General features: G+C 71.8%; 12 protein-coding genes. 8 read left to right on the forward strand and 4 right to left on the reverse strand.

Translation table 11 applies throughout. The annotated features are described in order from the left end of the window. Both ACILQS_RS06245 and ACILQS_RS06250 read left to right on the forward strand, forming a co-directional pair. Positions 1-2,208: glycosyltransferase family 2 protein (locus ACILQS_RS06245; protein WP_395639252.1), on the forward strand; the 2,208-nt coding region annotated here is incomplete at its 5' end. After that, positions 2,201-3,733 (forward strand): DUF5719 family protein, encoded by a 1,533-nt coding sequence (locus ACILQS_RS06250; protein WP_395639253.1) that lies wholly within the window; start codon positions 2,201-2,203, stop codon positions 3,731-3,733. The genes ACILQS_RS06245 and ACILQS_RS06250, both read left to right, overlap by 8 nt. 9 nt (positions 3,734-3,742) lie before the next feature. Here the strand turns inward: ACILQS_RS06250 and ACILQS_RS06255 are convergent, their stop codons facing one another. Continuing rightward, the gene (locus tag ACILQS_RS06255; RefSeq protein ID WP_395639254.1) at positions 3,743-4,189 is read right to left on the reverse strand and encodes a metallopeptidase family protein; all 447 of its coding nucleotides are present in this window, start codon (positions 4,187-4,189) and stop codon (positions 3,743-3,745) included. 102 nt (positions 4,190-4,291) lie between these two features. On the opposite strand from ACILQS_RS06255, the gene ACILQS_RS06260 reads away from it, so the two are divergent. The 5 genes from ACILQS_RS06260 to ACILQS_RS06280 all read left to right on the forward strand — a co-directional run bounded on the left by ACILQS_RS06260 (position 4,292) and on the right by ACILQS_RS06280 (position 9,736). Further along, positions 4,292-4,510: a DUF3499 family protein gene (locus ACILQS_RS06260; protein ID WP_395639255.1), complete on the forward strand. Its 219-nt coding sequence runs from the start codon at positions 4,292-4,294 to the stop codon at positions 4,508-4,510. A gap of 52 nt (positions 4,511-4,562) precedes the next feature. Next, complete coding sequence (gene ahcY, locus ACILQS_RS06265; RefSeq protein ID WP_395639256.1) at positions 4,563-6,023, forward strand: adenosylhomocysteinase; 1,461 nt, start codon at positions 4,563-4,565, stop codon at positions 6,021-6,023. 133 nt (positions 6,024-6,156) lie between these two features. Next, positions 6,157-7,452, forward strand: a complete 1,296-nt coding sequence (locus ACILQS_RS06270) for an ABC transporter substrate-binding protein (RefSeq protein ID WP_395639257.1) — start codon at positions 6,157-6,159, stop codon at positions 7,450-7,452. Between the two features lie 8 nt (positions 7,453-7,460). Further along, complete coding sequence (locus ACILQS_RS06275) at positions 7,461-8,855, forward strand: ABC transporter permease subunit (RefSeq protein WP_395639258.1); 1,395 nt, start codon at positions 7,461-7,463, stop codon at positions 8,853-8,855. Beyond that, entirely contained in the window at positions 8,852-9,736 is an 885-nt protein-coding gene (locus ACILQS_RS06280; protein ID WP_395639259.1) for a carbohydrate ABC transporter permease, read from the forward strand. The genes ACILQS_RS06275 and ACILQS_RS06280 overlap by 4 nt, the downstream gene beginning before the upstream one ends. 98 nt (positions 9,737-9,834) lie before the next feature. Here ACILQS_RS06280 and ACILQS_RS06285 read toward each other — a convergent pair whose 3' ends face one another. Continuing rightward, positions 9,835-10,707, reverse strand: a complete 873-nt coding sequence (locus ACILQS_RS06285) for an RDD family protein (protein ID WP_395639260.1) — start codon at positions 10,705-10,707, stop codon at positions 9,835-9,837. 19 nt (positions 10,708-10,726) lie between these two features. Here ACILQS_RS06285 and ACILQS_RS06290 point away from each other — a divergent pair, with 19 nt between their 5' ends. Further along, positions 10,727-11,722: a stage II sporulation protein M gene (locus ACILQS_RS06290; protein ID WP_395639278.1), complete on the forward strand. Its 996-nt coding sequence runs from the start codon at positions 10,727-10,729 to the stop codon at positions 11,720-11,722. A gap of 120 nt (positions 11,723-11,842) precedes the next feature. On the opposite strand, the gene ACILQS_RS06295 is transcribed toward ACILQS_RS06290, so the two are convergent. Next, positions 11,843-12,544 (reverse strand): aquaporin, encoded by a 702-nt coding sequence (locus tag ACILQS_RS06295; RefSeq protein WP_395639261.1) that lies wholly within the window; start codon positions 12,542-12,544, stop codon positions 11,843-11,845. 59 nt (positions 12,545-12,603) lie between these two features. Further along, positions 12,604-13,917: a DUF58 domain-containing protein gene (locus ACILQS_RS06300; protein WP_395639262.1), complete on the reverse strand. Its 1,314-nt coding sequence runs from the start codon at positions 13,915-13,917 to the stop codon at positions 12,604-12,606. Positions 13,918-13,931 lie beyond the last annotated feature (14 nt).

Genomic DNA, 13,931 nt, shown 5'->3' on the forward strand with positions numbered 1-13,931 from the left:
GCGCGCGTCGCGGTCGCGCCCGGCGCGCAGGACTTCCTGCGCCGACGCCCGTCGAGCCCGGTCGCCCGCAGCCGGGCCGCCCGCGCGGCCCAGCTCCACCGACGGATGGCGTACGCCCCGGAAGCGGCCGTTCCGCTGCATTGGCTGTCGCTCCTGCCGCTCGCCCTCGTGCGGTCGATCGGACTGCTGCTCGGCAAGCGCCCGGGAGACATCCCGGGCGAGATCGCGGCGACCCTCGCGGCGATCTTCGACGGTTCGGTGCCGGGGGCCCGTGCGGCCATCCGTCGCACGCGCCGCGTCGGCTGGGCGGCGATCGCACCGCTGCGGGTTCCGCCGGAGGTCGTGCGCGAACGGCGGGTGAGCGCGCGGGACCGCGAGTACGCCCGATCCGGGGTGTCCGACCTCGTGCGCGCGCGGTTCCTTCCCGGTGGCCTCACCGTCGTCGCGCTCGCCGCCGCGCTCGGCGCCGCCCTGTCGGTGCGTCTGCTCGGGGCGGGTGCCCTGAGCGGTGGTGCGCTCCTTCCGCTCTCCGGCGACCTCGGCTCCCTCTGGGCGAGCCTGGGCTGGGGCCCTCGGGACGGTGCCGGGCTCGACGGTCCCGCCGACCCGTTCCATGCGGTGCTCGCGGTCCTCGGGTCGCTCACGCCGTGGAACCCCTCGCTCGCCCTCGTCATCCTCTGGGTGGGCGCTCCCGCGCTCGCCGCGCTGGCCGCCTGGTGGTGCGCCACCCGGCTGAGCAGTCGTGCGTGGCCGCCGGTGCTCGCCGCGGCGCTGTGGGTGCTCGCGCCGCCGTTCCTCGCCGCACTGATCGAGGGTCGTCCGTCGGCGGTGATCCTCCACGTGCTTCTGCCGTGGCTGTTCCTCGCCCTCCTCGAGGCTCCGCGGTCGTGGAGTGCGGCGGGGGCGGCGGCCCTCCTCTTCGCCGCGGTGAGCGCGAGTGCGCCGGTGATCGTGCCCGTGCTGCTCGCGGCGATCGTCCTGTGGGCTCTCGCGCATCCGCGGGCCCTCCTCCGCGTGCTCGCGGTGCCGCTGCCGGCGCTCGTGCTCGCCGCCCCGCTGATCGCGGCGCAGGTCGCGCGCGGAACCCCACTGGGTCTTCTGGCCGACCCGGGTGCGGTCGTGCCGAGCGCCACGCCGACCGGGTGGCAGGTGCTGCTCGGCTCGCCGACGGCCGGCGGGGGCGGCTGGCCGCAGCTCGTCGAGGCGCTGGGGCTCCCGGCCTCCCTCTCGGCTCCGATCTCGATCGCGTTGCTCGGGCCGCTCGCCGCGGTCGTGCTGCTGGCGATGTTCCTCCCCGGGGCGCGCCGTGCCGTCCCCGCCGGCATCCTCGCGCTCGGCGGTCTGCTCACCGCGGTCGCGGCCGCCCACCTCGCCCCTGCGACCTCGGGGGCCTCCGCTGTCACGATCTGGCCGGGTACTGGCCTCAGCCTCTACTGGGCGGGTCTCCTCGCGGCGGTGACGATCGCGATGGCCGCGCTGCGTCGCGCCGCCGTCATCGTCGGCACTGCCGTTCTCCTCTCCGCCGCCGTGGCGGTGGCTCCGTCGCTCGTCATCCTGGCGACCGGCGCGGGGTCGGTCGTCGCGGGTGACGGACGGACGCTGCCCGCGATCGTCGGGGCCGAGGCTCTGCGCGACCCCGGGATCGGCACCCTGGTGCTGCGTCCGCAGGATGACGGATCCCTCGCCGTCGCCATCGAGCGCGGCTCGGGCGCGATGCTCGACGACACCTCGACCTTCGCGGCGACTCGGAGCGTGCCGAGCGAAGCCCAGCTCGAGCTGGCGGAGTTGGCGGGCAACCTCGCGTCGCGGGGAGGCTACGACCCGACACCGCTTCTCGACCGCTTCGGGATCGAGTTCGTCGTGCTCGCCCCGGCGCCGGCGTCCGGAGTCCGCGAGCGTGCGGCCGAGGCGCTCGACGCCCAGTCCGCCCTGGAAGCCGTCGGCGACACCGGTCGCGGGTCGCTCTGGCGATATCCCGATCACGAACCGACGACGCCCACCACGGGGCCGTCGCCGCTGGGGACGCTCGCCATCGTCGGGCAGGTCGTGGTGGTCGCGTTCGCGCTCCTGCTGGCGTTGCCGACCGGCCGTCGTCGCCGGCGGCTCGCCGGTCCGGCGACCGACGTGGAGGATGCCGGATTCGATCCTGACGGGTACGAGAGCGACGGGTTCGACGACTCCGGCTTCGGGGAGGACGATCGTGGCTGACCGGATCGGCGGGGAGCGGCGCGGGCTGCTGATCGGAGCCCGCATCGTGAGCGGGGTCGTCGCCGTGGGGGTGGCGGCGCTGGTGATCGGCGCCGTGGCCTTCGTCCCCTTCCCGGTGGTCGGCAGCGACCCGCGCTCGCTCACGGTCGAGCCGGCGCCCGCCGATCAGGTGCGCGTCTGCCCGGGGGCCGCCCTCCGGGTCGGAGACGAGAGCGGAGCGAATGCCGACCAGGTCTTCGCGATCGGGGCGCCGTCGATCGACGGCGAGGCACGCAGCGGCGACCTCGAACGCAGCCGCCTGACCTCCGCCGACGAGACGGCCGCCGCCTCCTCGGCCCCCGAACTGCTGCGCGTCGCGCCGGCCGACGGGGCGCTGGTGGGCGCAGCGCAGAGTCAGGATGTCGACGCCCCCGACTTCGACGGCTTCACCGCCGCGAACTGCACCGAGCCGAGCAGCTCGATCTGGCTCGTCGGCGGGGCGATGACGATCGGCCGGTCGACGGCGTTGCTGATCGCGAACCCCACGGAGGTGCCGTCGCGGGTGAGTCTCGAGATCTTCGGCGAGGACGGCCCGGTGTCGGCGCCCGGCCTGACCGGGATCGACGTGCCGCCGGGTGGGCAGCGCGTCGTCTCGCTCGCCGGATTCGCCCCCGGGGTCGCCTCGCCGGTCGTGCACGTCACGGCGCGCGGCGGGAGCATCGTGGCCGATCTCCAGCAGTCCATCGTGCGCGGTCTCGATGCCGTCGGCGTCGAGACGATCGGCGGCGGAGCCGACCCGGGGGAGGCCCTCGTCCTCCCGGGCGTGCGGATCGTCGACACCGTCGGCACCAACCGGGCGAGCGCGCTCGCCGACTGGCAGGATGTCGGCCCCGCCGTGCGGATCGCCGTGCCGGGCGAGGTCGCCGGTCGGGCGACGGTGCGGGTGGTGCCCGACGGCGACGCGGCGGACGGCGTCACCGGGGCATCCTTCGAGCTCGAGCTGGAGGCCGGCACGGTCACCGAGATCCCGCTCGATGCGGGCGGCGAGGAGCCGGGAGACGGCGTCGGCGGCGAGAGCTCCCACGGGCTGCAGGACGGCATCTACACGGTGTACATCGACGCCGACGTCGCCGTCGTCGCCGGTGTGCGCGCCTCGACGGCGGTGGACTCCGGCGAGGTCCCCTCTCCCGACACGGAGCTCGTCGCCCCGGAGAGCGATCTCGCCTGGTTCGCCGCAGCCCCGCCGCTCGACGGGCAAACGCTCGTCGTGGTACCGCAGGGACCCGACCCCGTGCTGTCGATCGTCAATCCGACCGACGGCGAGGTCGAACTCGAGCTCGAGGATCTCCGGGGCGGCGAGCCGCGCCTCGTCGTGATCCCCGCGGGCGGGTCGGTCGCGCTGGCCGTGGAACCGGGGAGCTACCTGCTGGCGGGCGCGGAGGGGATGTCGGCCAGCGTCTCGTTCGCGGCGCCCGGGACTCTGGCGTCGTTCGTCCTCGCCCCGGCGAGGCCGGTCGCCGACTCGCTCGTGGTGCACCCGGACTGAGCCCGCGGCTCAGAAGTGCCGGTAGCGCTCCGGGGCGATGTCCCACGGGTCCTTGCCGAGCAGTTCGGCGACGGCCCGGAACACACAGCTCTCGATGAGAGACCGTCGATGCCACTCGTCGTCCTTGTGCAGGTGGGCGAGGCGCTCGATCGGCACGCGGTAGAGCACGACGATGCGGCGTGCCGGGTCGACCCGCCACCGGTCGACCCCGTGCCTCCCCGGCTCGCCGGGCGGCACGGCGCCGACCTCGAACCGCACGGTCGCCATCTCGTCGGGCCACAGGTCGCGCAGGTACTCGACCGCGGAGGCGATCGAGGAGTCGAAGAAGTCGACGCGGGTGCGCAGCCGGCGCAGATGCGGCCCGGTGACCGAGGAGCGGATGCCGCGCCCGTGCCGGTCTCGAGAGGCGGAGCGGATGCCGGCCCGGCCGGTACTGCGCCGCCCGAACCTCGCCATACCTGCGAGTTTAGGCGTCCGCCCTGACCGTTTCGAGCGGCGTGCCGCCCCGGAGCCGAGGATCGACGGGGTTAGCCTGACTCCGCCGAGCGGGAAAGGGGCATGGTGAGGGGACGACCGTGCAGCAAGGTGGCCTGCGGCGACGACGCGGTCGCCACGCTCACCTACGACTACGCGGATGCGATGGCCGTGTTGGGGCCCCTCAGCTACCGGTCCGAGCCGCACAGCTACGACCTGTGCACGCGTCACTCCGAGCGCCTCTCGGTGCCGCTCGGGTGGCAGGTCGTGCGCCACATGGTGATCGAGGAACTCGGCGCCTGAGATCATCCCCGCCGCCCCGGTAACATGCGCGCGGGCCTGGGATGATGGGACCATGACCGCGCCCGTCACCACCGCCCTCCCGTTCAAGGTCGCCGACCTCTCCCTCGCCGAGGCCGGACGCCACCAGATCCGCCTCGCCGAGCACGAGATGCCCGGACTCATGGCGCTCCGCGAGGAGTTCGGCCCGCTCCAGCCGCTCGCGGGCGCCCGCATCGCCGGCTCGCTGCACATGACCGTGCAGACCGCGGTGCTCATCGAGACCCTCGTCGCGCTCGGCGCGCAGGTGCGCTGGGTCTCCTGCAACATCTTCTCCACGCAGGACGACGCCGCGGCCGCGGTCGCGGTCGGCCCGACGGGCACCGTCGAGGCGCCCGCCGGCATCCCGGTGTTCGCCTGGAAGGGCGAGACGCTCGACGAGTACTGGTGGGCGACCGAGCAGCTCTTCGACTGGAGCGCCGAAGGCTTCGACGGGCCGAACATGATCCTCGACGACGGGGGCGACGCCACGCTGCTCGTGCACAAGGGCCGCGAGTTCGAACTCGCGGGCGCCGTGCCCGATGCCGCGCCCGGCGACCCGCACGAGTGGACGGTCATCCTCGACACCCTGCGCCGGTCGCTCGCGGCGAGCCCCGACCGCTGGCAGAAGATCGGCGCCGGCATCCTCGGCGTCACCGAGGAGACCACGACGGGCGTGCACCGGCTCTACGAGCTCCACGCCGCGGGCGGGCTGCTGTTCCCGGCGATCAACGTCAACGACAGCGTCACCAAGTCGAAGTTCGACAACAAGTACGGCATCCGGCACTCGCTGCCGGACGGCATCAACCGGGCGACCGACGTGCTCATCGGCGGCAAGGTCGCCTTCGTCGCCGGCTACGGCGATGTCGGCAAGGGCTCGGCCGAGGCGCTGCGCGGCCAGGGGGCTCGCGTCATCGTCAGCGAGATCGACCCGATCAACGCCCTGCAGGCCGCGATGGACGGATACCAGGTCACGACGCTGGAGAAGGCCGTCGAGTACGCCGACATCTTCGTCACGACGACCGGCAACAAGGACGTCATCACCGTCGACCACCTCCAGCGGATGAAGCACCAGGCGATCGTCGCGAACGTCGGGCACTTCGACAACGAGATCGACATGGCCGGGCTCGAGTCGCTCGCGGGGGCCGAGAAGGTCGAGATCAAGCCGCAGGTGCACGAGTGGCGCATGCCGAACGGGCGCAGCATCCTCGTGCTCTCCGAGGGGCGCCTGATGAACCTCGGCAACGCGACCGGTCACCCGTCGTTCGTGATGAGCAACTCGTTCACCAACCAGGTGCTCGCGCAGCTGGAGCTGTTCACGAAGACGGCGCAGTACCCGATCGGCGTCTACGTGCTGCCGAAGGTGCTCGACGAGAAGGTCGCCCGTCTGCACCTCGCCGCCCTCGGCGTCGAGCTCACCGAGCTGACGCCGGCGCAGGCCGCCTACATCGGGGTCCCCGTCGAGGGGCCCTACAAGGTCGACCACTACCGGTACTAGTCACCCGCGGAGTCTCACGGTCGCGCGGTAGCTCGCGAAGGGCGATTCGTCAACGCCCTCCCCCCGTGCGGGGGCCGACCGTAGCGTCGAGGTGGCGCGTCATGCGCGTCGACACTTCGATGAGGAGGCAGACATGCACCGCACAGCACTCAGAACCGCGACCGTCTCGGGGGTCGCGATCGCCGGACTCGTCCTGGCCGGCTGCGCCGGCGACGGCGGCACCTCGGGCGGCGGCGAGTTCTCCGGCACCACCCTCCAGGTCTCCGCCACCTGGTCGGGCGCCGAGCAGGAGAACTTCGAAGGCGTCCTCGACGTCTTCGCGCAGGAGACCGGGGCGTCGATCGAGTACTCGAGCTTCGGCGACAACGGCGCCACGACGCTCAACACTCAGGTCGAGGGCGGCAACCCGCCCGATGTCGCGGTCGTCGGGCAGCCCGCGCTCCTGCAGCAGCTCGCCTCCGACGGCGCCCTCGTGCCGCTCGGCGACGACGCCGCGGCGAACGTCGCCGACAACTACGCGCAGGACTGGGTCGACCTCGGCACCGTCGACGGCGAGCTCTACGGCGTCTGGTTCAAGGCCGCCAACAAGTCGACCGTCTGGTACAACGCCGATATCTACGACGAGGCCGGCGCGGAAGCCCCCGAGGACTGGGACGGCTTCCTCGAGCAGCTGCAGCTCGTGTCGGATGCCGGCTACTACGGCATCTCGATCGGTGCTGATGTCGGCTGGCCGCTGACCGACTGGTTCGAGAACGTCTACCTGCGCACCGCGGGCGGCGACATGTACGACCAGCTGACCAACCACGAGATCCCGTGGACCGACCCGTCGGTCACCGAGGCGCTCGACACTCTCGCGACGCTGTGGGGCACCGACCTCGTGCAGCCCGGCGCCGACCAGCGCACCTTCCCCGACACGATCCCCGCCGTCTTCGGAGCGAACCCCGAAGCGGGAACCGTCTACGAGGGTGACTTCGTCGCCGGGAACATCGCCACCGACGGCAACTCCGTCGTCGGCGAGAACGCGCTGTTCTACGACTTCCCGTCGATCAACGGCTCCGAGCCGGCGGTCGTCGGCGGCGGTGACGTCGCCATCGCGTTCAACGACGACGAGGCCACGCAGGCGCTCATGGCGTTCCTCGCGACGCCGGAAGCCGCCGAGGCCTGGGTGCCGAACGGGGGGCTCACCTCGCCGAACCAGAACGTCGACACCTCGCTCTACCCGGACGAGACGTCGCAGCAGATCGCCGAGGCGCTCGTCGGTGCCGAGACCTTCCGCTTCGACATGTCCGACCTCACGCCGAGCGCCTTCGGCGGCACGGTCGGGCAGGGCTTCTGGCAGATCATGATCGAGTTCCTCCAGAACCCGAGCGACGTCGCTGGAGCCCAGCAGAAGCTCGAGGACGCCGCGGCCGCCGCGTACGGCGGCTGAGGACTCCGATGTCCAGCAGCTCGCCGCAGCTCGCGGCACCGGCGCTGGCGGGTGGGGAGGGCCGGGGTACCCCGGCCCTCCCGCCCACCCCGCGCACGGCATCCTCGGGGTCGCAATGGCGCAAGATCGCCATCGCGGCTGGATTCCTCGCCCCCGCCCTGGTCTTCCTCGGGGCGTTCGTCGTCTACCCGATCGTCTACACCCTCATCCGCTCGCTCTTCGACCGCACCGGTGACGGCTTCGTCGGGTTCGAGAACTACGCGCGGATGTTCACGAACGAGTCGACGTTCACGGCGATCCGCAACAACGTCATCTGGGTCGTCGTCGCCCCGGCGGTCTGCACGATCCTCGGCCTGATCTTCGCGGTGCTCGCCGACAAGGTGAAGTGGGGCACCGCCTTCAAGCTCATCGTCTTCATGCCGATGGCGATCTCGATGCTCGCCGCGGGCGTCATCTTCCGCTCGCTCTTCCAGGAGAACCCGGAGCTGGGGGCGGTGAACGCCGGCATCGTCGCCGTGCAGAACGCCATCGGCGGCGGAGCGGCGAACTACGAGGGCGCCCGGCCGCGCCCCGACGGCCCGCTCGTCGAGGATGCGGGGTCGATCGGCGGCGCCGCCGCCGTCGAGCCCGGCGGCATCCAGGACTTCCCGCTCGTCGGCGTCCGCGCCGGTGACGTGCCGGAAGACGCCGCGCAAGCGGAGGCCGCGGACGAACCCGGGGGCGACGCGATCGCCGGAACGGTGTTCCTCGACAACATCCGCGGCGGCGGGGGGACCGACGGCGAGATCGAGGAGGGCAAGTTCGGCCTGCCCGGGATGACGGTGCACGCCGTCGACGCCTCCGGCAACGTCGCCGCCTCGGCCACGACCGACGCGGCGGGCCGCTACGCGCTCGAAGGCCTCGCCGACGGCGAGTACACGGTGGCGCTGCCCGCCACGAACTTCGTCGCGGGCGGCCAGGGGGTGTCGTGGCTCTCGTCGACCTTCATCACCTCCGTCATCATCCTCAGTTACGTGTGGATCTGGGCCGGCTTCGCGATGATCATGATCGCCTCGGGGCTCTCGGCGATCGACAGGTCGCTGCAGGAGGCCGCGCGCACCGACGGCGCGAGCGAGTGGAAGGTGTTCACCAAGATCACCGCTCCGTTGCTGGCGCCCGTGCTGGTCGTCGTGCTCGTGACCCTCATCATCAACGTGCTGAAGATCTTCGACCTCGTGTACGTCATCCCCCCCGGCGCCTCCAAACCCGCGGCGAACGTGATCGCGGTCGAGATGTGGACGGTCTCGTTCGGCGGCGGCAGTGACCAGGGGCTGGGCAGCGCGCTCGCCATCCTGCTGCTGCTGCTCGTGCTGCCGGCGATGGTCATCAACGTGCGCCGCCTGCGGCAGGAGCGGCAGTCATGACCGCGGCGGATCTGCGCGCGGGACAGCGTCCGCGCACGGTGGCGCAGAAGATCGTCGCGTTTCTCGGCAAGGCCGTCGTGCAGGTCGTGCTGATCGTCATCGCGCTGTTCTGGCTCGTGCCGTCGATCGGTCTGTTCCTGTCGTCGTTGCGGTCGGCGAGCGACTCGGGGCAGTCGGGCTGGTGGACGGTCTTCACGGCTCCGGCGCAGTTGACGCTCGACAACTACGCGAACCTGCTCACGAACCCGACGATCCTCGGCTCCATCGGCAACACGATCCTCATCACGGTGCCGACGACGCTGCTGGTCGTGATGATCGGGTCGCTGGCCGGGCACGCCCTCGCCTGGGTGCAGTTCCCCGGTCGGGACTGGCTGTTCATCGGGATCGTGGTGCTGCTCGCGGTGCCGCTGCAGGTCGCGCTCATCCCGCTGGCGCAGCTGTTCGGCGCGCTCGGGATCTTCGGCTCGGTGATCGGCGTGATCATCTACCACACCGCCTTCGGGCTGCCGTTCGCGATCTTCCTGATGAGGAACTTCTTCTCGCAGGTGCCCGTCGAACTGCTCGAGGCGGCCCGGCTGGATGGCGCGAGCGAGTTCCGGATCTTCCGGCAGGTGGTGTTGCCGCTCGGGCTGCCGGCGATCGCGTCGCTGGCGATCTTCCAGTTCCTCTGGACCTGGAACGACCTGCTCATCGCGCTGATCTTCACGAACTCGCGCTCGCAGCCGCTCACGGTCGCGATTCAGAGTCAGTTGCGCCAGTTCGGGGCGAACATCGATGTGCTGTCGGCGGGGGCGTTCTTGTCGATGATCGTGCCGCTCATCGTGTTCTTCGCGTTCCAGCGTTACTTCGTGCAGGCCCTCCTCGCCGGCTCCAACCGCTGACGAGCACCCCTCGGGTTGAGTGCCCGGCGTAGCCGGGTGTATCGAAACCCACCCCGAGCAACTCGGCCGGTGGGTTTCGATACACCGCTACGCGGCACTCACCCCGCGGTGAGGTCCGGGAAGTCGTGCGGGGTGCCCTTCAGAGCGGGCTGGAGGCGCTCGAGGCGACCCTTCTCGAGCCGCAGGGCCTCCGCTTCCCGCTCCCGGCGCACGACGGTGACGCCGGCGAGAAACAGCTCCGGCGACACCGGCGGGAGCGGGGCGACGAACTCGGCGGCTTCGGCGGCGAGGTCGGCGGCGAGCCGAGCGCGGCGGTCGGGGGAGTACTGGGTCGCCTGCGCGAGGAACTGCGCGATCCGCCGCGACAGCTGGGTCGGCATCCGGGCGACGTCGACGATGCGGCTCCAGGCGGCGAGCTCCGGCGGGATGCCGAACAGCGGCATCACCCGACCCGACACCCGCTCGTACTGGCAGTAGGTGCCGGCGAGGAGGTCGCCCATCCGCTGGGTGCGCGCGGTGAGCAGCCCGAAGAGCGCGGCCGTTCCGCCGAACAGCGGCGGCGTGTAGAACTCGATCACCCCGACGAGGGCCCGGATGGCGGCCTGCCGCAGCCCGATCGACCCGCCGTCGAGGCGCACGATCCGGCCGCCGACGACGAGTTTGCCGAGCGACTTGCCTTTGGTGAGCGTCTCGACCGTGATCGGGATGCCGACGAAGCAGACGACGAGGGTCACGATGACGAGCGCGGCGACGACGGCCGGCTCGGTGCCGAGCATCCCGGTGCTGATCCCGACCGCCATCAGGGCGACGATGAAGACGATCACGTGGGCGACGGCGTCGATCAGCGCGCCGGCCGCGCGCAGCACGAACCCGGTCGGATGGAGGTCGAGCGTCACCGCCTCGCCGGTGAGGGTGCCGTCCTCGCCCGGGGCGTGGTCGTCGATCCACTCCGAGTCGGGATCGGCGGCCATGTCGATATCCTTTCAGGGCATGGACCTCGACGCCTACTCAGCCGCACACCGTGCGGAGTGGGACCGCCTCGCCGTCCTCGCCGGCCAGCGTCGGCTCAGCGGCCGCGACGCCGACGAGCTGATCGAGCTGTACCAGTCGGCATCCGCCCATCTCGCCGAGATCAAGGCGACCGTCGGCGAGACCGTGCAGGGCGACCACATCTCGCTCGCGCTCGCTAAGGCGCGCATCCGCTTCACCGGCACCCCGGCCAACCCGCTGCGGCAGCTGACGATCTTCTTCGTGAACCAGCTGCCGGCGGCGCTCTACCGCATCCGCTGGACCTCCCTCATCGTCACCCTCGCCTTCTTCGCGATCGCCACCGTCTACGGGCTGTGGGTCTTCTTCACCCCCGGCGTGCTCGACATGGTCGGCACCGAGGAGACGCGGCGCGAATACGCCGAGGAGCTGTTCGTGCAGTACTACTCCGAGAGCTCGGAGGGCGGCTTCGCCAGCCAGGTGTGGACGAACAACGCGTGGATCACGGCGCAGACGGTGATGTTCGGCATCACCGGGGTCTTCGTGCCGTACGTGATCGTGAGCAACGCGACCGGCCTCGGCATCTCGGGCGCGATCATGGCCGAGTTCGACCGGCTCGACGTGTTCTTCCTCTACCTCGCCCCGCACGGGCAGCTCGAGCTCTACTCGATCTTCGTCGCGGGAGCGGCGGGACTGCTCATCTTCTGGTCGTGGGTCGCGCCGGGGCATCGCACCCGGCGACAGGCGCTCGCCGAGGACGGCCGCGCGTTCTTCACGATCGTCATCGGCCTCGCCCTGTCGCTGCTCGTGTCGGGCATCATCGAGGGCTTCGTCACCCGGCAGGACTGGCCGTGGCCGATCAAGATCGGCATCGGCACCGTGGCCCTCGTCGGGTTCCTCGTCTACCAGTGGGTCGTCGGTCGGCGGGCCGCGCGTGCGGGCGAGACTGGCGACGTCGAGGAGTTCGACGCGGGCGCGAAGCAGATCCTCGCGGGATAGACGAAACCGCGGGTCGAGTGCCGCGGAGCGGTGTATCGAGACCCACCCGCCGAGCGACGGGGGTGGTTCCGATACACCCGGCTCCGCCGGGCACTCAACCCGCGGTTGGATCGTCCGAAGTCAGCCCTTGCGGCCGAAGAGCGGCTTCCAGGTGAGGCCCGCGATGAGGGCGCCGACGATCGGGGCGACGAAGAACAGCCACACCTGGCTGAGCGGCGCCACGCCGCCGAACACGGCGGTCGCGAGCGACCGCGCCGGGTTGAGCGACGCGTTGTCGATCGGGATGGCGATGAAGTGGAACAGCGCGAGCGCGAGACCGATCGCGAGCGGGGCGAACCCGGCGGTCGTGGAGCCTTCGGTGGTGACGCTCAGGATGATCCAGAGGAAGATCGCGGTGATCACGATCTCGACGATCAGCACGGTGACGAGCGGGGCGAAGGCACCGTCGTAGCCGTTGGAGACGGCGGCGAAGCTCTCGGCGACGGCCTTGCCCTGCGTCATCACGATGAGGAAGTGGATGAGGGTCGCGAGCAGACCACCGACGATCTGGGCGGCGGCGTAGGGCAGCACGTCCTTCCACGGCATCCGGCCCGCGGCGGCGACGCCGAACGAGACCGCGGGGTTGAAGTGCCCGCCGGAGATGTGGCCGACGGCGTAGGCGCCACCGAGCACGGCGATGCCGACCGCGAGGCCGACTACCAGGGGCTTGGCCTCCTCGCCGTAGTTGAGCGCGACGCCGATGACGCCGAAGACGAGCAGGAAGGTGCCGAACACCTCGGCGGTGAGGCGACGAACGTAGGAGGGTGCAGTGGTTTCAGCCATGCGGCCCACGGTACTCCGGGCCTCAGGCCTTTCCCAGGAACCCGAGCGGAACGTCCGGTTTACAGGCGTCCGGCCGCCTTCAGCGCGAGGTACCGGTCGGCCAGAGCCGGCGGGAGGTCGGCGGGCGGCGCGGTGACGACCTCGGCTCCGGTCTGCCCGATCGCGGTCGCGACGCGCGAGACGTCGAGCAGGGCTCGCTCTGCCGAGGCGGCCCGGTAGACGTCGTCGGAGCCGGTGCGGTCGCGGGTTGCGGCGACGACGAGGGGGTCGGTGACGGCCGCGACGACCACGGTGTGCCGCCGGGTGAGCTGGGGCAGCATCCCGAGCAGCGGTCGGGAGGCGCCCGGGGTGTCGATCGGGGTGACGAGCACGACGAGCGCGTGCTGGTTGGTGACGCCGCGCACGAGTTCCGGGATGGCGTGCCAGTCGCCCTCGAGCAGTTCGGGGTCGATCGGGGCGAGCATGTCGACGGTGCGGGCCAGCAGGTCGGCCCCGGTCGCGCCCTGCACCCGGCCCCGCACGACGCGGTCGTGCACGAGCACGTCCACGCGGTCGCCGGCCCGGGTGGCGAGGGCGGCGAGCAGGAGCGCCGCCTCGAACGCGGTGTCGAGGCGCGGTTCGTCGGCGATGCGCGCCGCCGAGATGCGCGACGAGTCGATGACGATGATGACCCGGCGGTCGCGCTCCGGACGCCAGGTGCGCACGACGAGTTTCATCTGCCCGGTCGCCGCATCCCGCCGCCGCGCGGAGGCGCGCCAGTCGAGCGAGCGCACGTCGTCGCCGCGCACGTATTCGCGCAGCGAGTCGAACTCGGTGCCCTGACCGCGCACCATCACCGAGGTGCGCCCGTCGAGCTCCCGCAGCTTCGCGAGCCGCGACGGCAGGTGCTTGCGGGAGGTGAAGGGCGGCAGCACCCGCACGTGGCCGGGCACCGGGATGCTGCGCTGCCGCGCCACCATGCGCAGGGGTCCGAACGACCGCACGGTGACGTGAGCGGCCCGGCGCTCGCCGCGGCGCACGGGCGTCAGCGTCGAGGTCACGACGGTGGAGTCTCCTGCCGCGAGGGTCAGGCGGTGCCGGTTGGGCCGTGCCCCGGCCGAGGGTTCCCAGGCGTCACGCAGCACGCCGCGCACGGTCCGGCGTCCCGGGTTCGCGATCGCGAGCCGTACCGCCGCGCTCTCACCGAGCCGCAGGCGGGCGGGGAGGTCGCGGGCGAACTCGAGGGCCGCGGGGGATCCGGCGAGGATGAGGTCGACCGCGATCACGGCGGCGAGCACACCGGCCCACAGCACCGCGCCCGGCACGCCGTCGAGCAGCACGACGGGCACGACGCCGACGGCGACGAGCAGCACGAACCAGCCGGAGACGGCCATCCCTCTAGACCGGC

This window comes from Pseudolysinimonas sp. (genome assembly GCF_044239695.1).
Taxonomy (GTDB): domain Bacteria; phylum Actinomycetota; class Actinomycetes; order Actinomycetales; family Microbacteriaceae; genus Pseudolysinimonas_A.

Coding starts and splice junctions, on each gene's coding strand:
- ACILQS_RS06255 (WP_395639254.1), bottom strand. CDS start 4,189: ATGGCGAGGTTCGGGCGGCGCAGTACCGGCCGGGCCGGCATCCGCTCC.
- ACILQS_RS06260 (WP_395639255.1), top strand. CDS start 4,292: ATGGTGAGGGGACGACCGTGCAGCAAGGTGGCCTGCGGCGACGACGCG.
- ahcY (WP_395639256.1), top strand. CDS start 4,563: ATGACCGCGCCCGTCACCACCGCCCTCCCGTTCAAGGTCGCCGACCTC.
- ACILQS_RS06270 (WP_395639257.1), top strand. CDS start 6,157: ATGCACCGCACAGCACTCAGAACCGCGACCGTCTCGGGGGTCGCGATC.
- ACILQS_RS06275 (WP_395639258.1), top strand. CDS start 7,461: ATGTCCAGCAGCTCGCCGCAGCTCGCGGCACCGGCGCTGGCGGGTGGG.
- ACILQS_RS06280 (WP_395639259.1), top strand. CDS start 8,852: ATGACCGCGGCGGATCTGCGCGCGGGACAGCGTCCGCGCACGGTGGCG.
- ACILQS_RS06285 (WP_395639260.1), bottom strand. CDS start 10,707: ATGGCCGCCGATCCCGACTCGGAGTGGATCGACGACCACGCCCCGGGC.
- ACILQS_RS06290 (WP_395639278.1), top strand. CDS start 10,727: ATGGACCTCGACGCCTACTCAGCCGCACACCGTGCGGAGTGGGACCGC.
- ACILQS_RS06295 (WP_395639261.1), bottom strand. CDS start 12,544: ATGGCTGAAACCACTGCACCCTCCTACGTTCGTCGCCTCACCGCCGAG.
- ACILQS_RS06300 (WP_395639262.1), bottom strand. CDS start 13,917: ATGGCCGTCTCCGGCTGGTTCGTGCTGCTCGTCGCCGTCGGCGTCGTG.